General features: G+C 69.3%; 21 protein-coding genes. 13 read left to right on the forward strand and 8 right to left on the reverse strand.

From position 1 onward, the window contains the following. Positions 1-92: 92 nt before the first annotated feature. Positions 93-1,553, reverse strand: coding sequence for an MFS transporter (locus AC21LY_RS14310; RefSeq protein WP_489047177.1), 1,461 nt, complete (start codon positions 1,551-1,553; stop codon positions 93-95). Between the two features lie 254 nt (positions 1,554-1,807). On the opposite strand from AC21LY_RS14310, the gene AC21LY_RS14315 reads away from it, so the two are divergent. The 3 genes from AC21LY_RS14315 to AC21LY_RS14325 are packed head-to-tail and all read left to right on the forward strand — an operon-like array spanning position 1,808 to position 4,609. Beyond that, positions 1,808-2,464, forward strand: a complete 657-nt coding sequence (locus tag AC21LY_RS14315; protein ID WP_489047178.1) for a hypothetical protein — start codon at positions 1,808-1,810, stop codon at positions 2,462-2,464. Further along, on the forward strand, positions 2,457-3,812 hold the full coding sequence (locus AC21LY_RS14320; protein ID WP_489047179.1) for a glutamine synthetase family protein: 1,356 nt from the start codon (positions 2,457-2,459) through the stop codon (positions 3,810-3,812). The genes AC21LY_RS14315 and AC21LY_RS14320 overlap by 8 nt, the downstream gene beginning before the upstream one ends. A gap of 59 nt (positions 3,813-3,871) precedes the next feature. Further along, positions 3,872-4,609 (forward strand): gamma-glutamyl-gamma-aminobutyrate hydrolase family protein, encoded by a 738-nt coding sequence (locus tag AC21LY_RS14325; RefSeq protein WP_489047519.1) that lies wholly within the window; start codon positions 3,872-3,874, stop codon positions 4,607-4,609. Here AC21LY_RS14325 and AC21LY_RS14330 read toward each other — a convergent pair. Then, on the reverse strand, positions 4,562-5,260 hold the full coding sequence (locus tag AC21LY_RS14330; protein ID WP_489047180.1) for a TetR/AcrR family transcriptional regulator: 699 nt from the start codon (positions 5,258-5,260) through the stop codon (positions 4,562-4,564). The genes AC21LY_RS14325 and AC21LY_RS14330 overlap by 48 nt on opposite strands. A gap of 189 nt (positions 5,261-5,449) precedes the next feature. Here AC21LY_RS14330 and AC21LY_RS14335 point away from each other — a divergent pair, with 189 nt between their 5' ends. The 9 genes from AC21LY_RS14335 (at position 5,450) to AC21LY_RS14375 (ending at position 15,290) form a co-directional block, all read left to right on the forward strand. Further along, positions 5,450-7,009 (forward strand): AMP-binding protein, encoded by a 1,560-nt coding sequence (locus tag AC21LY_RS14335; RefSeq protein WP_489047181.1) that lies wholly within the window; start codon positions 5,450-5,452, stop codon positions 7,007-7,009. Between the two features lie 10 nt (positions 7,010-7,019). Further along, entirely contained in the window at positions 7,020-7,796 is a 777-nt protein-coding gene (locus tag AC21LY_RS14340; RefSeq protein WP_489047182.1) for an enoyl-CoA hydratase/isomerase family protein, read from the forward strand. Between the two features lie 29 nt (positions 7,797-7,825). Beyond that, complete coding sequence (locus AC21LY_RS14345) at positions 7,826-8,920, forward strand: Zn-dependent alcohol dehydrogenase (protein ID WP_489047183.1); 1,095 nt, start codon at positions 7,826-7,828, stop codon at positions 8,918-8,920. A gap of 25 nt (positions 8,921-8,945) precedes the next feature. Continuing rightward, positions 8,946-10,403: an aldehyde dehydrogenase family protein gene (locus tag AC21LY_RS14350; protein ID WP_489047184.1), complete on the forward strand. Its 1,458-nt coding sequence runs from the start codon at positions 8,946-8,948 to the stop codon at positions 10,401-10,403. Between the two features lie 107 nt (positions 10,404-10,510). Further along, a complete protein-coding gene (locus AC21LY_RS14355) occupies positions 10,511-12,172 on the forward strand; it encodes a flavin-containing monooxygenase (protein ID WP_489047185.1) in 1,662 nt (553 codons plus the stop codon). Positions 12,173-12,177: 5 nt separating this feature from the next. Continuing rightward, positions 12,178-12,558 (forward strand): hotdog fold domain-containing protein, encoded by a 381-nt coding sequence (locus AC21LY_RS14360; RefSeq protein ID WP_489047521.1) that lies wholly within the window; start codon positions 12,178-12,180, stop codon positions 12,556-12,558. Between the two features lie 61 nt (positions 12,559-12,619). Next, positions 12,620-13,348, forward strand: coding sequence for a transporter (locus AC21LY_RS14365; protein ID WP_489047186.1), 729 nt, complete (start codon positions 12,620-12,622; stop codon positions 13,346-13,348). Further along, positions 13,345-14,736, forward strand: coding sequence for a flavin monoamine oxidase family protein (locus AC21LY_RS14370; RefSeq protein WP_489047187.1), 1,392 nt, complete (start codon positions 13,345-13,347; stop codon positions 14,734-14,736). Before AC21LY_RS14365 ends, AC21LY_RS14370 begins: the two co-directional genes overlap by 4 nt. 134 nt (positions 14,737-14,870) lie before the next feature. Beyond that, positions 14,871-15,290, forward strand: a complete 420-nt coding sequence (locus AC21LY_RS14375) for a hypothetical protein (protein ID WP_489047188.1) — start codon at positions 14,871-14,873, stop codon at positions 15,288-15,290. A 39-nt stretch (positions 15,291-15,329) separates the two neighbouring features. Here AC21LY_RS14375 and AC21LY_RS14380 read toward each other — a convergent pair whose 3' ends face one another. After that, positions 15,330-15,938 carry an antibiotic biosynthesis monooxygenase gene (locus AC21LY_RS14380; protein WP_489047189.1) on the reverse strand — a complete coding sequence of 203 codons (609 nt, stop codon included), beginning with the start codon at positions 15,936-15,938 and terminating at the stop codon, positions 15,330-15,332. A 134-nt stretch (positions 15,939-16,072) separates the two neighbouring features. On the opposite strand from AC21LY_RS14380, the gene AC21LY_RS14385 reads away from it, so the two are divergent. After that, positions 16,073-16,726 carry an ACT domain-containing protein gene (locus tag AC21LY_RS14385; protein WP_489047190.1) on the forward strand — a complete coding sequence of 218 codons (654 nt, stop codon included), beginning with the start codon at positions 16,073-16,075 and terminating at the stop codon, positions 16,724-16,726. On the opposite strand, the gene AC21LY_RS14390 is transcribed toward AC21LY_RS14385, so the two are convergent. From AC21LY_RS14390 to AC21LY_RS14410, 5 genes are all read right to left on the reverse strand, one after another. Then, positions 16,719-17,945 carry an MFS transporter gene (locus tag AC21LY_RS14390; RefSeq protein ID WP_489047191.1) on the reverse strand — a complete coding sequence of 409 codons (1,227 nt, stop codon included), beginning with the start codon at positions 17,943-17,945 and terminating at the stop codon, positions 16,719-16,721. The genes AC21LY_RS14385 and AC21LY_RS14390 overlap by 8 nt on opposite strands. A gap of 22 nt (positions 17,946-17,967) precedes the next feature. Then, positions 17,968-18,816, reverse strand: coding sequence for an alpha/beta hydrolase (locus AC21LY_RS14395; RefSeq protein ID WP_489047192.1), 849 nt, complete (start codon positions 18,814-18,816; stop codon positions 17,968-17,970). A 133-nt stretch (positions 18,817-18,949) separates the two neighbouring features. Continuing rightward, positions 18,950-19,900: a helix-turn-helix domain-containing protein gene (locus AC21LY_RS14400; protein WP_489047193.1), complete on the reverse strand. Its 951-nt coding sequence runs from the start codon at positions 19,898-19,900 to the stop codon at positions 18,950-18,952. 128 nt (positions 19,901-20,028) lie between these two features. Beyond that, positions 20,029-22,179, reverse strand: coding sequence for an NAD-dependent DNA ligase LigA (gene ligA / locus AC21LY_RS14405; protein ID WP_489047194.1), 2,151 nt, complete (start codon positions 22,177-22,179; stop codon positions 20,029-20,031). A gap of 43 nt (positions 22,180-22,222) precedes the next feature. Beyond that, positions 22,223-22,612 carry a glyoxalase superfamily protein gene (locus AC21LY_RS14410; RefSeq protein WP_489047195.1) on the reverse strand — a complete coding sequence of 130 codons (390 nt, stop codon included), beginning with the start codon at positions 22,610-22,612 and terminating at the stop codon, positions 22,223-22,225. Positions 22,613-22,619 lie beyond the last annotated feature (7 nt).

Raw genomic sequence — 22,619 nt, forward strand, 5'->3', positions numbered from 1 at the left:
GCGGTGCACAGTGCACACCTGCCACGAAGAGGCGCGGAGAGCGTCGTGCCGGACCGGAACCTGTTACTCAGTAGCGTGTTTCGGACACGAGGTCAGGCCGCGACCCGTCGGCGCGACCGCATGTCGGACGCCAGGACCGTCACGATCACGACGACGGCGAGCGCAGCCGCCGCCCAATACCCGGCTCCGAAGAGGCCCGGCACGGGCACCTCGGCTCCCGTCGCGATGTCGGTCACCGTCTGCGCCCCCAGGTCGGCACTGATCATGGCCGTTCCGAGGGCGAACCCCACCGCCATGAAGGTTCCGGCGACAGCGGCGGCCATCCCGGCCTCGGACTCGGGTGCGGCCCGCTGGACCAGCGTGAACCCGGCCGCGTAACCGATGCTGCAGCCGAGCCCGACGACGGCTGCTCCGACGAGGTAGTGCCACTGGCTCTGGTGCGCCACCGCGAGCCACGCGAGGCCCGCGGCGGTGATGACCGCACCGATGATCAGGACGGGCAAGCCCTTACCATCGGCGACGGGGCGGTCCACCAACACGCCACCGATGAGGAAGGTCGCCGCGAAGGGCAGCATGAGTAGGCCGGTCTGCACCGCACTGAGCCCGAGGCCGTAGGCCTCGTCGCCGGCAAGCGCGCCCGGGACCGTCTGCGCGAAGGTCGTCAGCAGAATGAGGAAGCAGGCGTTCATCGCCGCGAAGAGGGCGATCGAGACGCACGCCATGATCACCGTCGGCGCCTTCATCAGCGCGACGTCGAACACGGCCGACGTCGACTTCCGCTCGACCCGAAACCATAGGACGCCGCCGACGACGCCGAGTACCAAGGGAATCAACGCCCCCGCGCCCCACACGAGCCCCTGCGTCATGGCGAGCAGGATGGATGCGACCCAGGCGATCATCCAGACCGCACCGAGGACACCGATACGCCCGTCACGATCGGCGGGCGGCAGATGCGGAATGACGAACCAGCAGGCGACGGTGGAGATCGCGCACACCACGGCGAGAACCACGAAGAAGCTCTGCAACGACACGCCCTCGACGATGATCCCACCGCCGACCATGCCGACCACGATGCCCACGCCGGTTGTGACCACCAGCACGGCGACACCGACAGCAATGCCGGACGCCCCCAGATTGCGACGCAGGAAGCTCAACGGAAGCAGCTGCGCAGCACTGCCGAATCCCATCAAGATGCACCCGACCAGGATGGTCACGTACGAGTTCCCGAGGGCCGGCACCAGCGCGCCCACCGCGAGGAACCCGGACGCGGCCACGGACGCGTTGCGGTCGCCGTACAGATCGGCGAGCCGTGGCAGCAGGATGTAGCCCGCCGCGCCGCCGAGGGTCAGCGCCGTGTACAGCCACGTCGACTCAGCGACGGTGGCCAGCGAGAACTGCGCACCGATCACCGGCAGGAGCGGGGGCATGACGAAGATGATGGCGTTCGTCAGGGTGACCATGAGCGCGGCCACCGCGATCAATACGCCCTTGCGAGCAGGCGGGCCCGCCGGGTCGGCGGGGACTTGCCCTGGGCTGGGGTTGATGTCTGTCATTGCAGCTCTTTCCGCTGTGAAGTGTGATGCGGGTCATAGCGTAGGGCAAGACGGTCGCGCGACATAGACATTAGATCCGGTTTGGAAAGCATTTGCCCCATTGCACCGTTTGCCGGACTCCCGAGACCCGCATCCGGATCACTTAGCGGCTCGGTTCGCCGCGGCCCATTGACAAGATGTGATCCACACCTCATGCTCATAGTCGTATGACCTAGACAATCGATCAGCCTGTTGGACAGTCGGAGGGACTGGATATGACCGAAACCATCGCGCCCACACCGCGCGTCGACCCGCCGGGCCTCGCCGTCAGCGTCGAGGAGGACGCGAGCCCCATCGTCCGGCTCATCGCGCGCACTCTCCGTGACTCGATCGACGCCGGGACCGCGGATGGTCTCGCAGGCCTCCGCGCGTCCGCGGCGGTCCACTCGCACGACACCCCCCAGGCCGCGACCATCGCCGTCGACGGCTCCGCGATCACCGTCTCGAGCGGCGTCTTCACGGCTCCCGAGGCAGAGGTCGTCGTCGATCTGAACGGCCGCTTCTCCCCGACGCAGGAGCCGTCCGGCGACCAGTCCGTGGCAGCGGCGATACTCGATGCGCTCCATCCCCCGCTCCCGGACTGGCGCGAGGCCGCGGACAGCTTCTGGGCGGCCGCCCGTCCCCTGCGCGGCATCCCCGACGTGCTGATCGCGGTGGCGGCGGACGATGCAGGCAACATCGAGCAGCACGTGGTCGGCGAAGGCGAGACCCAGTACCTCATGGCCAGCACACCCGACGCGCTCGCCGGCATCTTCAGCGGTGCCGACGACTTCATCGCCGTCCTCTCCTCCGGTGTCCTGGGTCTGCAGGGCACCATGTCCCAGCTGTCCGTCATGGTCGGCGCTTCCTGGAAGGTCCGTTTCGATGCCTGATCAGCTCACTCCCTCCGATACCGCGACCACCTCGTACCGACTGGAGGCGACGAACCACGACGGCTGCTTCCTCGGCAAGAACGTCGCCCCGAAGAAGTTCGCCTCGGGCGTCGAGTCCGGCTTCGCCTTCGCCGACCTGCTGTTCGGCCTCGACCTCGGGAACGCGCCTCACTTCGGGTACGCCTTCCCTGAATGGCGCGGACACCTCGACGACGTCTACTTCCGCCCGGACATGGACACCAAGGTGCGGTGGCAGCCGGACATGGAGTCGGTGATCGGCGACTACTGGCTCAAGTCCGGTGAGCCCGTGTCGATCTGTCCGCGCAACCTGGTCAAGAAGATGGTCGACCGGCTCGCCGGCCTGGGCTACAGCGCGACGATCGCGGTCGAGATCGAGACCACCCTCTTCGAGGAGTCGATCCATGAGGCCCGCGCCAAGGGCTACCGCGACCTCACGCCGCTGGGCGGGACTGCCGGCACCGCATACCATTTGGCGCGTTCGGCCGACTGGATCGACTATATGTCCGCCGTGCAGCGCCGCCTCGACGAGGTCGGCCTCGAATGGGAGGCATGGAGCGATGAGGACGCCGCCGGTCAGGCTGAGCTGAACCTCGTCCCGGGATCCCCGATCTCGGTGTGCGACGCCTGGGCCCGCGCCCGGCAGATCATGCGCGAGGTCGCCTTCGAGCAGGGGCGCACCGTCACCTTCATGGCCAAGCCGACCGCCGGCTACGGGCAGGCTTCGCACATCAACCTCTCGCTGCAGCGCGACGACGTCAACGCGTTCTACGCCGAGGATGGCCCCTCGGAGCCGATGCGCCACGCGATCGGGGGGCTCCTGGCGACGATGCCGGGCGCCACCTCCATCGTGCTCCCCCAGATCACCTCGTTCCGCCGTCTCGTCGACCTCAGCGGTCCGCCGACCACGATCTCCTGGGGCATCAGCAACAAGACGACATCCGTGCGCGCGGTCTGCGGCCATCCCGCGTACTCCCGCCTCGAGTACCGGCTGCCGGGCGCCGACGCGAACCTCTACCTCGCGACCGCCACCGTCCTCGCCGGCGTGATCGCCGGTCTCGAGGGACGGATCGAACCGCCCGAGCAGGTCACTACCATGGCCTGGTGCATGCCGCCCGGACTGGGTGTCGAGCGCGTTCCCGACACCATGTCCAAGGCGGCCGACGCCCTCGACGCAGATCCGGTTCTCCGCTCGATCCTGGGCGACGAGTTCGTCGACTTCTGGGTGGGCACCCGACGATGGGAGTGGATGCAGTTCCATACTGCGGGCGGCGACCCCTTCGCCGAACTCTCCGAGTGGGAGTCCCAGCGATACTTCGAGTTCGCGTGAGCAGGCCGAGCGGCGCGGGCCGCAAGCCACTGATCGGTCTCACCGGCCGACGGTTCCGGATGGGGCTCATCGAGGGCGCACACCCCGGGTACGCGAACCGGCTCACCGACAGCTTCTTCACCGACTTCGCCTCCCGCATCACCCGGGCGGGCGGCGTGCCGGTGATGCTCCCCTACGACGCCGACCCGGCGGATCTGTGCGAGTGGGTCTCCGGTGTGGTGATCACGGGCGGCCAGGACGTCCACCCGAGCTATTGGGGCGGCGACGAATCCGTGGTCAAGGACATCGACCCCGAGTCCGACCCCAATGCCCACGATGCGAATCGGGACGCCTTCGAGACCGCGATGGTCCGCGCAGCGCTGGATGCCGGCCTGCCCCTACTCGGTGTGTGCCGAGGTCTGCAGGTCCTCAACGTCACGCTCGGTGGAACGCTCGTCCCGGACCTGACGCCCGGCCCCATCAGGCACCTGATGGAGACGGGGCCGCTCTCGGACGGCGACCCGGAACACGTGGTCGACTTCGAGCCGGGCTCGCTGGCGCACACCGTGTTCGGCGACCGGTTACGCACCAACTCGTGGCATCATCAGGCCGTCGCCACCTGCGGGCGCGACCTGGTGGTCACGGGCCGTACGTCCGACGGTGTCGTCGAATCGGTCGAGTTGCCAGGCGCCGACGTGCTCGGAGTGCAGTGGCACCCCGAGTGGATGCAGACCTCCGACGGTGCGCTCGAATGGATCGTGCGAGCGGCGTCAGCCCACGTCCACCCACGAGACGAGATCGGCGATCGCGTCGGATGACTCCGCCGCCTCCGGCCGCGGGCGCCGCTGTACGTCGGCCGGAGGCGCACTCTCCCCGCCGGGGAGATTCACGGCGAGCCACGCATCCAGCATGCCGATGGTCAGGTCGATCTCCGGGTGCGCCCCCGCAGTGCGGGAGACCATCCAGTTGATCCCGAAACCGTCTGAGATGACCGTGACGACATACGCCAGACGGTCGAGAGCGTCCGCATCAATGACCTGCCCCGCCGCCGCGGCGTCTGCGAGGAGGATCGCGCGAACCGTGCCGAGGGCCTCGTCGTAGATCCCGGTCGCCTTCGTGGCGTCATGCCGCCGCGCCCAGCTGATCAGCTCGAAGATCGCGGCGGCAGTCGCAGGGTGGTCCACGTACCACTGCAGGAGCCCGCGAAGGAGGCCGCGAGCAGTGTTCGCCACGTCACCGTGAACGTCGCTCTCCGTAAGGACCTCCCGGTACCGCCCGGCGATGTGCTCGAACACGGCGCTGAACAGTAGTTCTTTGGACGCGAAACAGTAATGCAGCGTCGCGAGGGGCGCTCCGGCGCGGTCCGCGATCCGTCGCGTCGTCGCGCCGTCCACACCGTTCTCGGCGATCACGAGCACGGCCGCATCGATCAACTCCTGCCGACGCTCCGCCGCGGATATCCGGGCCACCTGGTACCTCCTGAGTCCGATCCTGACGCCTGATCAAGTCACCGCGAACGATACCAGCGCATTCGGACATACGGCACGCCTGATCACAGTTCAGCAGGTAGCAACATTTCTATGTCAATCGCCTTGATCGTTTGACCATGTTCAGCTACCGTCTATGACCAGGATCACATCGCCACCGAGAGGAATCCCATGGCCCAGCCCACCCTCGTCGACCTCCTCGCGCTCCGAGCCACAGACGCGGGCCACCGCGAGTTCCTCCGTTTCCCCGACGGCACGTGGACGTTCGCAGAGGTCGACGACTGGACCTCGCGGCTCGCGCACCGGCTGATCACCGACGACGGTGTACGCCCCGGCGACCGCGTTGCGATCATGTTGCCCAACACCGTCTCCTGGCCGATCGCCTGGCTCGCGATCCTCAAGGCCGGCGGCGTCGTGGTCCCCGTCAACTCGTCATACCGGCACGCCGACCTCGATTTCGTGCTGCAGGACTCCGGCGCCCGGCTGATCGTGACTGATGACGAGCATGCCCCCCTGGTCGCCGAGGTGGCCTCGGCCGGAACGGATCCGCTCGACGTCCGCGTGATCGACGCCGGCACGCCCGACGGCCTGGCGCGGTTCCCGACGGACGCACCCGAGGTCACCGTCGACCCCGAGACACTCGCGAACCTGCAGTACACCTCCGGCACCACCGGGTTCCCCAAGGCCTGCATGTTGACCCACGACTACTGGACCCGCCTCGGCCGCATCTGCGCCGACGCCGGCGACCTCGGCGAGACGGACGTCATCCTCACCTCGCAGCCGTACTCGTACATGGACCCGCAGTGGAACACCGCACTGGCCTTGACGATCGGCGCGCCCCTCGTGGTGCTGCCCCGGTTCTCGGCGTCGGGCTTCATGGCCGACGTGCGGCGGCACGGCGCCACGTTCTGCTACGTCCTCGGCTCGATGCCCACCCTGCTGTTCAAGCAGCCGCCGACGAGCGAGGACCGGGACAACGCATTGCGCCTGGTGTTCTGCTCCGCGATTCCCGCCGGCCTGCATGCGCAGCTCGAGGAGCGTTGGGGCGCACCGTGGCGCGAGATCTTCGGGATGACCGAATCCGGCGCCGACCTGGCCAGTCTCCCGTCGGACACCGCCGACGTGAGCAGCGGCCGGCTCGGTCGCCCGGTACCGGGCAAGACGGTGCGCGTCGTCGCGCCCGACGGCACCGACGTGGCCGACGGCGAGCCCGGCGAGCTGATCACCTCCGGCCGGCCGATGATGCTGGGCTACTGGAACCGCCCCGATGCCACCGCCGAGACGATCCGCGACGGGTGGCTGCACACCGGTGACGTCGCGATCCGCGAGGCCGGGTCCTATCGGATCGTCGGGCGCATCAAGGACATGGTGCGCCGCGGGGGCGAGAACATCGCGAGCAGCGAGGTCGAGCGGGCCCTGGAGCGCGACGCGACCGTCGTCGCCGCGGCCGTCGTCGCCGAGCCCGACGAGCTGTTCGGCGAGGAGGTCAAGGCCTTCATCCAGCTCGCCCCCGGTCTTGAGCCGGACCGCGCCACCGCGGAACGCATCGTCGCCGGCGCCCGTGCCCAGCTGGCGCGATTCAAGGTGCCCCGCTACGTCGAGTTCGTCGCGGACTTCCCCCGGACTCCGTCGGAGCGGATCGCCAAGCCCAGCCTCGTCAAGCGCGCCACGGAGCACCCCGGCACCACCTACGACCTGCAACCGGCGCGCCCCGTCGCCGCAGAGAAGTGAGCGAACGACCATGAACGACACCCACCTGGACGTCCGCATCGACAATGACGTCGCCGTCCTCACCCTGAACCGTCCCGAGAAGCTCAACGTGATGAACGTGCCCACCCGGGTGCTGCTCGCCCAGGAGATCCGGCGGTTCGGCACGGGTGACCTCGTCCGTGGCATCGTGCTCACGGGCACCGGCCGTGCCTTCTCCGCCGGAGAGGATCTCGCCGCCGTCCCGACCACCTACGCCGAGATCCGCGAGGCCTTCGCCACCTTCCACGACATCACCCGAGCGATCCTCGAGACCAAGGTGCCCGTGATCGCCGCGGTCAACGGCATCGCAGTGGGCGGCGCGTCCGAGATCACGCTCTGCTGCGACGGCCGCATCGGGACCCCGAACACCCAGTACTACCAACCCGAGAACCACCGCGGCATCATCATCTCCAACGCCTCGAGCTTCCTCATGACCAGGCTCGTGCGGAACCACGCGATGCGGATCGTGCTGGGCTCCCAGCGGATCGACGCCGACGACGCGATGCGCATCGGGTTGCTCGACGAGATCGTTCCCGCCGAATCGCTCACCGACCGCGCCGCCGCGCTCGCCCGGGCGTGGAACTCCGACCCGCGGATCACCGGCCTGCACCTGCGCCTGCTGCGCCCGCGGCCGGAAGACGTCGAGGCGGCCTTCGCCCGCGAGGACGAAGCCGCGCAGGAGGCCTGGGACTCCGGCGCCTTCACCGACGGTGTGGAGGGCTTCTGGGCGAACAAGAACACGAACGCGGACACCACGACCACGCGCTGACCACCCTCACCGACGAAGGACACCCCACCATGATCACCACGCAAGCCGCAGTACTCACCGCGATCAACGAGCCGCTCGTCCTCACGGACATCCAGGTCGACGAACCCGAGCCCCACGAGGTACGACTCGCCGTCACCCATGTCGGCCTGTGCCACAGCGACCTGCACTACATGACCGGCACCGTCGGCGCGGACCTCCCCGTCGTCGTCGGCCACGAGGTGGCCGGCGTCGTGGAAGCCGTCGGCTCCGCGGTGACCGACCTCGCGCCCGGCGATCGCGTCGTCGGCGCGCTGACCCCGTCGTGCGGGAAGTGCCGCAACTGCGCCGCCGGGCATTCGACGCAGTGCCAGCGACAGAGCCAGGTGCGCGAGCGGCAGCGGCCCGCCTTCACGCTTCCCGACGGCACGGTCGTGGACCGCCTCGGCAGCGTGGGCGCGTTCTCCAAGCACATCCTCATGCGCGAGAACACCCTGGTGAAGATGCCCGACGAGGTCGGCCTGCACGTCGGCTGCCTGCTCTCCTGCTGCATCATCACCGGAGTGGGCGCCGTCTTCCGCGGCGCGCAGATCCGTCCCGGTTCGACGGTGGCCGTGATCGGCTGCGGCGGCGTCGGATCCGCGATCATTCAGGGCGCCCGCATGGCCGGCGCGTCTGCGATCATCGCCGTCGACCTCGATGACGCGCGTCTCGAGGCCTCCCGCGTCTACGGCGCGACGCACGTCGTGAACGGCGCCTCCGACGTACCCGCCGCGATCCGCGAGATCCTCGGTGACGGGGTGGATTACGCCTTCGAGGCGGTCGGCTCGGCCCGCACGGCGCAGACCGCCTTCGCCTCGCTCCGCGCGACCGGCACCGCGGTGCTCGTGGGTATCGCGCCCGACGGCACCGATCTGCAGATCCCCGCGGCGGACTTCTTCTTCGGCGAGAAGAAGCTCATCGGCTCCTACATGGGCTCCGGCCAGGCGCAGGAGGACATCGCCGAGTTCGCCCGTCTCTACCTGCAGGGCCGCCTTCTGCTCGACGAGATGGTCACGAAGGTCATCCCGTTCGCCGAAGTCAACCAGGGCTTCGAGGCGATGAAGTCGGGCGACGTGACCCGCATCGTCGCCGACCTCACCGTCTGACAACCACCCGCAAGGAGACACTGCCATGCCGAACCCGACACTGCCCCAACCGATCAACTACATCGCCGACGAATGGGTCGCGGCCGAGGTCGTCCCCGACGCCTGGAACCTCGACCCCAACACCCGCGAGCCGATCCACCGCACCGTCACTACCCGTCCCGAGGACGTCGAACGGGCCCTCGCGCACGCCGAGAAGTCCTACGGCTTCGATCGCTGGGAGGACGCCGCGAACGAGGAGCGCGCGCAGGTCATCGAGCGCGCCGCGGACATCATCGAGAAGCGGATCGAGGACATCGCCCGCACCGACGCTCTCACCAGCGGCACCACCATCGCCAACACCCGCAAGGTCGCGGCGTTCCTGCCCTACCGGATCCGCGGCGCCGCAGCGGAACTCCGATCGATCCCACGCCGCACCGCACTGGACGCCGACGGGCGCGACGTCCGCCTCTACAAGGTGCCGCTGGGCCCCACCGCGATCCTCACGCCCTGGAACGGGCCGAGCTTCATCCCCGCCGCGAAGGTGGTGAGCGCGCTTGCCGCCGGCTGCCCGGTGATCCTCAAGCCCTCCGAGCACGCACCCGCCAGCGCCCAGATCGTGGCCGAGGCCTTCGTCGAGGCGGGGCTGCCCGCGGGAGCACTCCAGGTGGTGCACGGGCTGGGCGACGTGGGCGCCGCTCTCACCGGCGATCGCCGCATCAAGGCGATCTCCTTCACCGGGGGCCCTGGTGCCGGGCGCGCGATCGCCCATGCGGCCGCGGACAACTTCACCACGATCCAGCTCGAACTGGGGGGCAACAACCCCGCCCTCGTCCTCGAGGACGCCGATGTCGACGTGGCCGCCGACGGGCTGATCGAGGGCATGACGAAGCTCAACGGGCAGTGGTGCGAGGGCCCGGGCAAGGTACTGGCGCACCGCCGCCTGGTCGGCCCCCTCCTCGAAGCCCTGGTCGACCGGATCGCCGCACTCCCGATCGGCAACTCGCTCGACGAGGCCGCCGCCGTGGGGCCGATCTCCAACGCGCCGCACTTCGCCACCCTGACGTCGCGGATCGAGGAACTGCGCAACAAGGGCGCCACGATCCACCAGCCGGGCGTCCTCCCCGACCTGGGCGGCTTCTTCCTCTCCCCCACCATCGCCTCCGGCCTGGACGCCGCCGACGCGAACGCGGAGTTGTTCGGGCCCGTCATCAGCCTGCACGCCGTCGACTCCGACGAGGACGCCCTGCGGGCGGCGAACGCGGCACCGTCAGGCCTGGACGCGTACGTCTACGGCACCGACCTGACCCGCGCCGTCGACATCGGCTCGAAGGTGATGTCCGGCGAGGTGCGGATCAACGGCGCGAAGGTCGCCGACCTCGCCGACGGTTCCGCGCAGAGCTTCTGGGGCACAGCGGGTATCGGCGGCCACGGCCCCGCGGAGTCCGTGCGCGTCTTCTGCGGAGACCGCGTGGTCGGCGTCGATTCGCCCGATTTACCCATGTGAAGTGTGAGAAGTCCCGCCCGACCCCTTGACTGTGACGCGAGACACTGCCATTCTCAATTCATAGTCGCTTGACCAAGACGTTCGACTATCAACGAAAGCAGCGCAGCATGAGCACCCCTACCACTGACGACACGGTGGTCGACGTCATCGGCGTCGGGGCCGGCTTCACCGGCATGTACCTCTCCCATCGCCTCACCACGGACGGCTGGACCTTCGCCGGCTTCGAGGCCGGCCCCAGCGTCGGCGGTACGTGGTTCTGGAACACCTACCCGGGCGCGCGGTGCGATGTGGAGAGCATCTACTACTCGTACGGGTTCGACGAGGACCTGCAGCGGGAGTGGACGTGGAGCCAACGATTCGCGCCGCAGGCGGAGATCCTGGCGTACATCAACCACGTGGCGGACCGCTTCGACCTGCGCAAGCACTTCACCTTCAACACCCGCGTGGTCGGCGCGGAGTGGAACGACGACGAGGCGCTGTGGACCGTGCACCTCGACAACGGCGAGACGCGCCGCGCGCGGTACCTCGTCTCCGGCGCGGGCGGGCTCTCCACCCCCAAGGACTTCGACGTTCCCGGGCTGCAGAATTTCACAGGCCTGCAGGTCTCCACCAGCCGCTGGAACATCGACCTCGAGGAGCTCCGGGGCAAGAAGGTCGCCGTGATCGGCACGGGTTCGTCCGGCGTGCAGGCGATTCCGCTGATCGCCCAGATCGCGGAGCACGTCACGGTGTTCCAGCGCACGCCGAACTATGTCATGCCCGCCCGCAACCGGGAGCTGACCGCGGACGAGGTCGCCGCCGTCAAGGGCGACTATCCCGCGATCCGCGAGCACTGCCGGCATTCCCTCGGTGGGATCCCCGACTACATCGTGCCGGACAAGGCCTTCGACGTCTCCGACGAGGAGCGGCAGCGTCGATACGAGGAGGCGTACATCCGCAGCGGCTTCAACGGTGTCGGCTCGGAGTTCTCCGACCTGCTGCTCGACGAGGAGGCCAACCGTACCGCGTCCGAGTTCATTCACAACAAGATCCGAGAGATCGTCAAAGATCCGGTAACCGCCGAGCTGCTGGTGCCGAAGTATCACCCGCTCGGCGCCAAGCGCAGTTGCTTCGGCACCGACTACTACGAGACGTACAACCGGGACAACGTCTCGCTGGTATCGCTACGACACCAGCCGATCGAGACCATGACCGCGAACTCGATCGTCACGTCGGAGGGTGAGTACGAGGCGGACGCCATCGTGCTCGCCATCGGCTTCGATGCGTTCACCGGGCCCTTGTACGGCCTCGGCCTTCGTGGCGAGGACGGGGTTCGGCTGCAGGACGTGTGGGCAGAGGGCACCCGTACCTACCTCGGTGTCATGACCGTCGGCTTCCCGAACTTCTTCATGGTCGCCGGCCCCCAGAGTCCCGCGCTGGCGAGCAACGTGGTGATGTCCATCGAGCAATCGGTCGACTGGATCGCCGACATCATCGACCACGCCCGCGAGGCCGGCGCGCAGCGCATCACCGCGACGGCGCAGGGGCAGTCCGACTGGGTCGACATCTCCGAATGGACCGTCGCCCAAACCCTCTACGCGACCACGGATTCGTGGTACCGCGGCTCGAACGTCGCCGGTAAGGCCAACACCTTCATGGGCTATGTCGGCGGCGTGGGCAAGTACCGCCGCATGTGTGCCGAGATCGCCAAGCGCGGCTATCCGGGCGTCGCCTTCGACGGCGTGACCACCGCGGCCGGCATCGGCCGCATCGACCAGGAGATCGCATGAACATCATGAACACCGTCGTCCATCGGCGGTACGTCGCCTTCTCGGACGCCCATTACGCGGGCAACCTGGTGGACGGCGCCTTCGCACTCAAGCTCTTCGGCGACGTCGGCACCAACCTGTCCATCGAGACCGACGGCCACGAGGGCCTGTTCGCCGGCTACTCCTCCGTGGAGTTCCTCGCCCCCATCCGCGGCGGCGACATCGTCGAGGCGCAGGCCACCCTGGTGAAGAAGGGCAACCGCAGCCGGACCATCGATTTCGAGCTGCGGGTCACCTGCCGCGCAGCCGACGACAGCGGGCGTTCCCGAGTGCTGGACGAGCCCATCGTCGCCGTCCGCGCCCGCGGCACCGGCGTGCTCCCCAAGGACGCGGAGGCCGCGTCATGAAGCTCCCGTACGACACCGATCGCCTAGCAGCACTCACCCACTGATCCGAAGGAAAGAAATCATGAGGGAAATCTTGTTCATGATCGCCGCTATCTGGGTGATCGTCGCCAGCTTCGTCTACGGGGTCAAATTCCTCCGTAAGCACCACAACTACCTGCTCGGGCTCGAGTGGATCGTCATGGGTATCTCCTGTACGAACTTCTTGGTGTTCGCCGCGATCAAGGGCAGCCACGATGGCCTGCAGTACCACATCGCCTTGTTCATCGACGCCTTCTCGCGGTCCATCGGTATGACCCTGATCCTGGTGCTCGGCCTGATGCAGGTCACCCACCGGTACAAGCCGACCCGAGCCGTGGAGATCGGCGCGTTCGCGTTGGCCGGCGTGGTCGGCTTCCTCCTGATCGGCTACCAGGATTTCGATTCACCCTGGGCCCTCGCAGCCGCGATCTTCTTCATCGTGGCCTTCCTGCTGACCGGCATCTACCTGGTCTACCTCACCAAGCGGCTGTGGGAGATCGGTGAGCGGCGGCACGCGGTGTGGACCGGGATCGCAACCTTCCTCGGCCTCGTGGTCACCGTCATCTACGACACCGGCGCCGGCAGCGCGGCGTTGGGCCACTTCGCCCACATCCCCGGCGACGACGCCGACCACACTCTGTTCTACATCTTCGCCCTCGCCACCTGGGGCCTGATGATGGTCGCGTACTACCGCGCCTACGACGCGTTCGCCGCGTACAACAATCGCGTGGACGCCGCGAGCGGACAGCACACGTCCCAGGCCCACGCATGAGCTCGCCGACGACCAAGCCCGAGAACACCGTCCACGACGTCGTGGTCATCGGCGCCGGAATGTCCGGCCTGATGGCCGCAACGACCCTGGCGCCCCGCACGGACGTCGTCGTCCTCGAATCGTCCGACCGGACGGGCGGACGAGTCGAGACGGTGCGCCGCGGCGACTACTGGGTCAACGTGGGCACGCAATTCACCGAGGGCTCGGGCACGCTCATCGACGCCCTGAACCGGCACGGCATCGAGATGGGCTCCCTCGCGGGCACGAGCCTCGCGCTGTATCTCAACGGCGGGCTGGTCGACACGTCCAACCCGTTGGCGCTCATGGTCAAGACCAGGATGACGATGAAGGACCGCCTCGGCATGGCTCTGGTCGGCAGCCGCATCATCGCGGCCATGCCTTTCCTCGAGTCGCAGAGCAAGGTCGCGCAGAAGGTTCGCGCGACGATGGAGACACGCCTGGCGTCCTATCTGCTCAAGGGCGTGAACTCCGAACTGGCCGAACAGATCGTCCGGTCGTGGTCCGCCCAGTGGATGGGCTGCGAGCCCGAGGAGACCGCCGCGACGCAGTTCGTCACCTCCGTCGGGCTCGCGCTCGCCGATCCGGAGAAGATCCCCAACTTCACGCTGCCGCGCGGCGGGAACCAGGCCCTCACCGACGTGCTCGCCGAGGACCTCGGCGACCGTATCCGCCTGAACACGCAGGTCCAGCAGGTACGACAGGACGGCGACGGGGTGGTCGTCGACTACCTCGACGGTGACCGTCCGGCCCGGCTGCGCGCCCGCCGGGCGATCGTGAGCACCCCCGCCGACATCACGGAGCGCATCGTCGACGGCCTGCCGCAGAAGCAGCGAGGCGCCCTGAACGACATCACCTACGGCCGCTACGTGATCGTCGGCTTCTTCACCGAGGAGGAGGGCCCGCAGCGGTGGGACGACTCCTTCGGCGTCTCCGCGCCGCAGCTGTCCTTCCAGGCGATGTTCAACCATGCTGCGGCGCTGCGTCGCAGCGGCCCCCGCACACCGGGCGGTGCGCTCGCGTGCTTCGCCGGCGGTGCTCGCGCGGATGCGCTGTTCGACCTGTCGGACGAGGAGATCGTCGCGCGGTTCTCCGCGGACCTGATCTCGATCTTCCCGGAGCTGCGCGGCAAGCTCGGCGCCGATCCGGTCGTGCGCAAGCACCGCCGCGTCGTGCCGTTCTGGGCGCCGGGCCGGCGCACCTCTCTGCCGGTGCTGCGGGATCCGCTGGGCCCGATCCACTTCGCCGGCGACTACCAGCTGGACCTGCCCTCACTGGCCGACGCCGCCGCGTCGGGCGAGCGCGCCGGTCTCGCGGTGCTCGACGAACTCGGCGCCACCGCCGGTCGATCCCGGGCCATCGCCGGATAGCGCGCACCCGGGGTAAGGGCCACCGCAGCCCGTGGCACGGCTACGCGCCCCTACCCAGAGTTCGGCCGATGGCGCGGCGCGGGTTGAGTACTCGCACCGATGCCGCGCCCCGCGCCGGTTCGTAGCGTGAATCCATGACGATCACCACCGACCGCACGCGTCGTTCTCCTCGTTCACGAGCCCGTTCCCGAGCCACCGCCGCCGTGTTCACCGGCGTCCTCGCGCTGACCTCCGCCACTGTTCCCGCGGCGCACGCGGCACCGAGTACCGGGATCGTCAACATCACCGTCACCGACGAGTACCACTACGTCGTTCCCCAGGTCTCGATCAGTAGGCCCAACGGGCAGAAATGGACGCCCGCGTTCACCGGCTGGGAGTTCCACGGCAGCGAGCGGTGGTACCACTTCCGGGCGACCGGCCTCCCGGTCGACGCTCGACCGGTAGTGGTCCACGCGACCGTCCGCAACAGGTACCTCTACACCAGGGTCGTCACGATCCCCTACCAGTTCACCGTCGCCAACGTCTTCATCCAGGGGCCGGACTTCGCCGGGTGAGCCGTGCTCGGGCCCTGCGGGCGGCGGACCCGGAGCCGGTCAGCCGCGCTCCAGCCACGGCTTGATCCGGGCCGTGACCCACGGCAGGACGACGAAGACCATGAGCGGGGTGTTGATCAGGGTCGCCACCAGCGTGCGGCCGACGAGGCCCCAGCCGTGCGCGGGCAGGACGGTCAGATGCGGGAGGACGAGGAAGTTCACCAGCAGCGACAGCGGGAAGAAGCCGAGCCAAATGGCCACGGCCTGCTTCCACCGGGGCGGGACCGCCACCACGGGCGAGGCGATGGGGCCGGTACCGTCGGACCGCGGGGAGAACCAGCCCTCGATACCGGACAGGCGGTGCGTGGCGGTCTCGACCGCGAGGCCCGCGCACCGCTCGAGCCAGTGCTTGCGCACGCGGGAGCTCTGCCACTCGGCGAGCTCCTCGTCGGAGGCGAAGCGGTAGATCACGAAGTACAGGTCGGGATCGTCCGCGGAACGGACCCAGCCGCCGCCCAGGAAGCCGCGGTAGGTACGGGCCAGTGCGATGCCCGCATCGGTCCAGGCCAGGAATTCGTGTTCGCGGCCGGGGGCGATGCGTCGGGCGACGGAGGTCAGCGAGGCCTTGTGGGCCGCTCCTGCCTCCGACCGGGTCTCGGTGTGGGGCATGGGTAACAGTGTCGGTTCCCACGCCCCGAGACACCAACCGGGGTGATGTGATCTTGCCAACGTCGTGGGACGGCGCGGGCGCGCGAGGCACGGCTGGGTCTGCGTCCGACGGGCGCGAGTGCCACAATCGGGGCGTGTCCTACCTCCTTCGCGTCCGCCTCACCGACCGCCCCGGCAGCCTGGGATCCCTCGCCGTCGCCCTCGGATCGGTCGGTGCCGACATCCTCTCGCTCGACGTCGTGGAGCGCGGTGACGGCTTCGCGGTCGACGACATCGTGGTCGACCTCGGGCCGCAGTCGCTGCCGGACACCCTGATCACCGCCGCGGAGGCGCTGGACGGCATCACTGTCGATTCGATCCGCCCCTACGCCGATGTGCTCGACACGCACCGCGAACTGGAGCTCATCGACCACGTCGCGGGCGCCGGGCACGACCAGCTCCAGATGCTCACCGACCAGGTGCCGCGCGTCCTCCGCGTCGGATGGTGCGCCGTCCTGAACAACACCGCGGAGACCCCGTGGCCGGTCTTCGGGTCCTCCGGGCTGCCGGAGACGCCGCCCGAGCACCTCGACTTCCTGCCGCTCGGCGGCCCCGTCGCCCTCGATGCGGAGGCGGATTGGGTGCCGGACTCCTGGCAGCAGATGGATACCAAGCTCGCCGCCGCACCGCTCGGCGCCATCGGCAAGGTGGTGCTCGTGGGCCGTCCGGGCGGCCCGGACTTCCGGCCGTCCGAGGTGGCGCGGCTGGGCTACCTCGCCGGCATCGTGGCGACGGTACTGGTCAGGTAGTCATCTGCTCGTCGACGTTCGGCGGAGTGTGTACGCGGGTCGCCATCAGCCCGGCGACCAGGCACGACGCGGCGGCCGCCCAGAGGGCGGCGCGCGCCCCGGCGGCGGCGCAGAGCCAGCCCGTCGCGAGATTCCCGAGGGGCGTGGTTCCCATGAAGACGAGGACCCACAGCGCCATCACGCGCCCGCGGTACTCCGACGCGGCATGCAGTTGCAGCGCCGTCGACGCCGTGGTCACCAGGAGGTATCCGGAGAACCCGGAGAGCAGCAGGCCGACGCAGGCCCCGGCGACGGTCGGCATGACCGCCGTCACGGCGAGGAAGAGCCCGAAGGCGAGGCACGAGAGCACGAGGACGCGCCGCCGGGGGTGACCGAGGATCCCGGCGGTGAGCGATCCGCCGACCGCACCGACGCTGAGCAGCGTGGACAGCAGGCCGTAGGTACCGCCGTCGCCGCCGTAGGTGTCCTTCGCCAGCAGCGGTAGGACGAGGTTGAAGTTGAACGCGACCAGCCCGACCAGCGTCATCATCGCGAGCGGCACGTACAGCTGCTGGTGCCGCGAGACGTAGCCGAGCGCCTGCCGGACCCCGCCCGGAGTGACGCTGCGCCCGGCCGGGTGCACGGGACGGATCGGGATCAGCGTCGTGAAGCCGACCAGATAGCTCACGGCGTTGACGGCGAAGCAGGCCGTGGTCCCGACCGTCACGATCAGCGCGCCCGCGAGCGCCGGGCCGATCACGCGCGAGCCGTTGACGAGCACCCCGTTGAGGCTCGCGGCACTGCCGATGGCGTCCGCGTCGACCAGTTGTGCGACGAACGCCTGCCGGGCCGGCGAGTCGACGATCTGCACGGCGCCGCTCGCGAGGCTGAGCCCGATGATCACGGGAATGGTCAGGCGTCCCGTCACGGCGACGCTCCAGAGCACCGTGGCGAGCAACCCGTTCACCGCGGTCGTGATCATCAGGAGCCGGCGGTTGTCGAACCGGTCGGCGACGGTGCCGCCGAACGCACCGAACAACATCGCCGGGAGTCCCCCGACGGCGAGGACGATGCCCAGTTCGGTGGCGGAACCGTTGATCGCCAGGACGGCCCAGGCGAGCGCCGTCTGCTGCACGAACGTGCCGCTGGCCGAGACGACCTGCCCGGCGAAGTACCACCGGAACGGCACCGAGGACAGCGCCCGCAGTCCCCCGCGCCCACGCGCGGCCCCGTTCACCACGGTCGATGTCCTCTCGCGCCGGTCACACGTGGCGGTCGATGAACGCGAGCGCCGCGTCGGCCACCTCTCGCCAGCCCGAGTCGATGGTGAGCGAGTGCCCCCGGTCCGGGATCGTGACGTACTCGGTGACCCCGGGGTTCTTCGCCTGGATCTTGTAGCTGGCCCGGGTGATCGCCAGCGGCACCGTGTGGTCCTTCTCGCCGCCGATGATCAGCAGCGGTCCGCGGTCGGGGTTCTTGGTGTCGACGTGGGTCTCGCCGCCGAACGGGTTGATGTTCGCGAACGCAGCCTGGAACAGCGGGGCGCCGGCGGCGGGCACGTGGTACGTGTCGTACAGCCGTCGTCCCTCGGCCTCTGAGAGGTTGTTGACCCACCCGTACCGGAACTGCTCCCAGGTGAGCGATACCCCGCGTCCGGCGTTGGCGGGGTTGGCGAGCACCGGGGCCGCGGATTTCAGGGACGACGTCGGCAGCGGCAGTACGCCCTTGAACGGAGCGTTGTCGATCGAGACCGTGACGGACGCGGCTCCGGTGCCGGCGATCTTCTGGGCGATCAGGCCGCCGAAGGAGTGGCCGACGACGACCGGGGCCCGATCCAGAGCCGTGACCGCCTCGAGGTAGTGGTCGGTGACCTGCTGCACCATCTTCCGGGCGAACGCCTCGGGATGTTCGCGCGCCTCCTGCACGGTCGCCGGATCGTCGGGCCAGCCCGGCGCGAGGGTCACGTACCCGAGGTCCTCGAAGAGGTCGCGCCAGGACTGCCAGCTGCTGGAGAGCAGCCAGAGTCCGTGGACGAAGACCACGGGAACCCGGTCGGTGTCGTTCGCCCGCGTCACGTCCGCGCGTTCCCGGTCGGTGAGTGTCTCGCTCATGATCAATCCTTCGTCGCTCGTGACATCGGCCCCGTTCGGAATCTGCCAGACGGGGGTGCCCGGCACTCGCCTGTGGGTGCACGGGTCCGGACCGAGCGTGCACGGGCCGGGCGGGCGGCGCGGCGATCGGAGTTCAGCCGTTTCGGGCGCGGGCCGCCCGCCACTCGGAGGGGCTGACGCCGAACTCGGAGCGGAAGCGCCGGGCGAAATGGCTCGGGTCCTGAAAGCCGACGCGGTAGGCGATCGTGGTGACGGACGCCTCCGGGGCATCCCGGAGGAGCCGGCGCGCGGCGCGGAGGCGTTCGACGATGATCGTCTGCTCGACCGAACGCATCTCCCGGTGGAAGAGCTTGTAGAGCACGCGCAGCGAGATGCAGTGCGCGGTCGCGATCGCGGCTGGTGTCATGCCCGGGTTCCCGATGTTCGCTCGGATGTACGCCTCGATCGCCTCGACCAGCTCGATTCCGGTCGTCTGCGCGGGCGCGGCATCCGCGCCGGCGGCCGACAGGATCAGCGCCCGGACCATGCCGAGCGTCGACTCGGCGACGTGCTCGCCCGCCGCGGTGCCCTCCAGATCGGCGCTGTGCCGGCCCAGGAACGCCATCTGGTGCTGGACGAGCTCGTACATCGGACTGCGCGACAGGTTCGGTGTGGCGGCGGCGATCACGTCCGCGGGTATTCCGAGGACGCCGTGGGTCGTGCGGATCGCGCGTGCCGCACCGGTGCCGTCCCACGCGACCGAGTACGCCGTGACGCAGTCGTTGAGCGCGAGCTCGCCGGGCCGCACGACGTAGCGTTCACCGTCCTTCTCGTACCGCATGTCGCTTCGCCACTGCACGGTCAGCGAGATCAGGTCGTCGCCCTCGCGGTTCAGGTGGGCCGGCATGCGCCGCATCGACAGCCCCGTCACCTCGCCGGAGAAGACGTTCGCGTTCGCGCACTGCCATACGTCGAGCCGGCACCGGGGCCCGCCGCGGTCGTTGCGCAGGGTGACGTCGAGCGGGAGGCACACGTTCGAGAAGGCGTCCTGCACGGCGTCGGCGCGATCGGAAGCCGGGTGATCCTCGGTGTCGAAGACGATCATCGCCCACGCCTCCTCGTGCCGCCGGCGCACGGTCGGTCCCGCGACGAGGCGTCACCTCATGATGACACCCCGCCCTCGGCGGCGACGGGTATCGCCCTGAGCCCGCGCGCGGCACCTGTTCCGAGCCGTCAGGGCGCCTCGGCGTCGCCACCCTCGGCGCCGCCGCCCTCGGCGCCGCCGCCCTCGGCGCCGTCGTCTTCAGCACCGTCGTCCTCGGCGGCGAAGGCGTCCGGCCCCTCGGCGAGCAGCTTCGTGAACCCGTCCTCGTCGAGGATCGGCACGCCCAACTGCTCCGCCTTGTCGGCCTTGGATCCGGGCGCATCGCCGATCACGACGAAGGCCGTCTTCTTCGAGACGCTGCCCGCGGCCTTGCCGCCGCGCACCAGGATCGCCTCCTTCGCCTCGTCCCGGGAGTAGTTCTGCAGCGATCCCGTGACCACGATGGACAGTCCCTCCAGCGTGCGCTGCACGGACTCGTCCCGCTCGTCCTCGAGGCGCACGCCCGCGGCGCGCCACTTCTCGACGATCTCGCGGTGCCAGCCGACGGTGAACCAGTCGATCACCGCCTCCGCGATGGTGCGGCCCACACCGTCGACCTGCGCGAGCCGCTCCACGTCCGCCTCGGCGATCGCGTCGAGGCTGCCGAACTCCTGCGCCAACGCCCGCGCCGCGGACGGCCCGACGTGCCGGATGGACAAGCCCACCAGGACACGCCACAGGGGCTTGTTCTTCGCGACACCGAGGTTCGTCAGGAGGCGCTGCGCGTTCGCGGACAGCGTCCCGTTGTCGTTGGTGAACAGCGGTACCTGCAGCAGGTCCTCCGCGGTGAGGCCGAAGACGTCGCCCTCGTTGTGCAGGACCGGGGAGGCGGTGAGCGCGGACGCGGCCTCGTACCCCAGGCCCTCGATGTCGAAGCAGTTCCGTCCCGCGAGGTAGAACAGGCGCTCGCGGAGCTGGGCGGGGCAGGTCTCGGTGTTGGGGCAGCGGATATCGGCGTCCCCCTCCTTCGACGGGGCCAGGACGGCCCCGCACTCCGGGCAGGTGACGGGCATGACGAAGGGCCGCTCCGTGCCGTCGCGCAGGTCGACGACGGGGCCGAGCACCTCGGGGATCACGTCGCCCGCCTTGCGGATGGTGACCGTATCGCCGATGAGGACACCCTTGCGCTCGACCTCGGACGGGTTGTGCAGGGTGGCGAACTCGACCGTGGAGCCGGCGACGGTGACCGGCGCCATGTACGCGTACGGCGTCACCCGGCCCGTGCGGCCGACGTTGACGCGGATGTCCAGCAGCTTGGTGGTGACCTCCTCCGGCGGATACTTGTAGGCAATGGCCCAGCGCGGCGCGCGCGAGGTGGCGCCGAGCCGGCGCTGCAGGGAGATCTCGTCGACCTTGACCACCAGGCCGTCGATCTCGTGCTCGGGATCGTGCCGGTGCTCGCCCCAGTAGAGGATGCGCTCGACCACGGCGTCGGCACTACTGACCTGCTTGGTGTACTGCGAGACGGGCAGGCCCCACGCCGCGAGGGCCCGGTACGCGTCGTGCAGGGACGACGGCGACCACTGCCCCTGGATACGGCCCAGGCCGTGGCAGATCATGCCGAGCTTGCGCCGCGCGGTGACCTGCGGGTTCTTCTGGCGCAGCGAACCCGCCGCGGAGTTGCGGGGGTTGGCGAAGGGCGGCTTGCCCTCGGCCACCAGCCCCGCGTTGAGCTCCTCGAAGTCGGAGAGCCGGAAGAAGACCTCGCCGCGCACCTCGAGCAGCTCCGGGATCGGGAACTCCTCCGACGGGGTCAGGACGTGCGGCACGTCCCGCAGGGTGCGCGCGTTGAGCGTCACGTCCTCCCCGGTGCGCCCGTCGCCCCGGGTGGCACCGCGGACGAGAGAGCCGTTCTCGTAGACCAGGTTGAGGGCGACACCGTCGATCTTGAGTTCGGTGAGGAAGACGACCTCGCCGCCGACGTCCTTGCGCACGCGCGTGATCCAGTCGCGCAGCTCCCCCTCGTCGAAGACGTTGTCGAGGCTCATCATCCGCTCGAGGTGATCGACCGCGGTGAACTCCGTGGAGAAGCCGCCGCCCACCAGCTTGGTGGGGGAATCGGCCACGGCGAGCTCGGGGAAGGCCTCCTCCATCTCCTGCAGGCGGCGCAGCAGCGCATCGAACTCACCGTCGGAGAGCACCGGCGCGTCCTGCACGTAGTACCGGAACTGGTGCCCGCGCACCTCCTCGGCGAGTTCCTGCCAGGCGCGGCGATCGTCCTCTGTCAGCTCCTTCGACATGCGTGTCAGGTTAGTCGCAGGCGCCGACAGGTTCGCGGGCCTCCTACCGCACCTGAGCGAAGCGCAGCTCGTTGCCGGACGGATCGATCACCGTCACCGTCGGGCCGCCGGGACCGTCCGGATCGAGTCCGGGCCGGGACCGGGGATGACGGTGCGCCGCGAGCTCCGCCTGCAGCGCGGCGGCGTCGGCGACCGGGATCCACGCCACCGAGTTCGGGCTGCCGTCGCCGAAGTGCTCCGAGAGATGGAGGACCACGCCGCCGCGGCGGACCTCGACGTAGGCGGGCAGGTCCGGCTCGAAGCGGTGCTCCCACTCGAGCGTGAAACCCAGGTACCGGGTGTAGAACTCGACCGTCGCGTCCCGGTCGAACATGCGCAACACCGGTACCGCCGGGCCGCCGAAATCGAACCCGGGGCCCGGGTCGGGGCTCACCGGCTCT

This window comes from Tsukamurella sp. II2bb (genome assembly GCF_057815145.1).

Bases quoted from the DNA above. Each gene is read 5' to 3' on its own strand.
- AC21LY_RS14380 (WP_489047189.1), bottom strand. From the start codon at position 15,938: ATGCCCCACACCGAGACCCGGTCGGAGGCAGGAGCGGCCCACAAGGCC.
- AC21LY_RS14400 (WP_489047193.1), bottom strand. From the start codon at position 19,900: ATGATCGTCTTCGACACCGAGGATCACCCGGCTTCCGATCGCGCCGAC.
- AC21LY_RS14345 (WP_489047183.1), top strand. From the start codon at position 7,826: ATGATCACCACGCAAGCCGCAGTACTCACCGCGATCAACGAGCCGCTC.
- AC21LY_RS14370 (WP_489047187.1), top strand. From the start codon at position 13,345: ATGAGCTCGCCGACGACCAAGCCCGAGAACACCGTCCACGACGTCGTG.
- AC21LY_RS14310 (WP_489047177.1), bottom strand. From the start codon at position 1,553: ATGACAGACATCAACCCCAGCCCAGGGCAAGTCCCCGCCGACCCGGCG.
- AC21LY_RS14315 (WP_489047178.1), top strand. From the start codon at position 1,808: ATGACCGAAACCATCGCGCCCACACCGCGCGTCGACCCGCCGGGCCTC.
- AC21LY_RS14350 (WP_489047184.1), top strand. From the start codon at position 8,946: ATGCCGAACCCGACACTGCCCCAACCGATCAACTACATCGCCGACGAA.
- ligA (WP_489047194.1), bottom strand. From the start codon at position 22,179: ATGTCGAAGGAGCTGACAGAGGACGATCGCCGCGCCTGGCAGGAACTC.
- AC21LY_RS14320 (WP_489047179.1), top strand. From the start codon at position 2,457: ATGCCTGATCAGCTCACTCCCTCCGATACCGCGACCACCTCGTACCGA.
- AC21LY_RS14340 (WP_489047182.1), top strand. From the start codon at position 7,020: ATGAACGACACCCACCTGGACGTCCGCATCGACAATGACGTCGCCGTC.
- AC21LY_RS14360 (WP_489047521.1), top strand. From the start codon at position 12,178: ATGAACACCGTCGTCCATCGGCGGTACGTCGCCTTCTCGGACGCCCAT.
- AC21LY_RS14355 (WP_489047185.1), top strand. From the start codon at position 10,511: ATGAGCACCCCTACCACTGACGACACGGTGGTCGACGTCATCGGCGTC.
- AC21LY_RS14365 (WP_489047186.1), top strand. From the start codon at position 12,620: ATGAGGGAAATCTTGTTCATGATCGCCGCTATCTGGGTGATCGTCGCC.
- AC21LY_RS14325 (WP_489047519.1), top strand. From the start codon at position 3,872: ATGGGGCTCATCGAGGGCGCACACCCCGGGTACGCGAACCGGCTCACC.
- AC21LY_RS14395 (WP_489047192.1), bottom strand. From the start codon at position 18,816: ATGAGCGAGACACTCACCGACCGGGAACGCGCGGACGTGACGCGGGCG.
- AC21LY_RS14375 (WP_489047188.1), top strand. From the start codon at position 14,871: ATGACGATCACCACCGACCGCACGCGTCGTTCTCCTCGTTCACGAGCC.
- AC21LY_RS14335 (WP_489047181.1), top strand. From the start codon at position 5,450: ATGGCCCAGCCCACCCTCGTCGACCTCCTCGCGCTCCGAGCCACAGAC.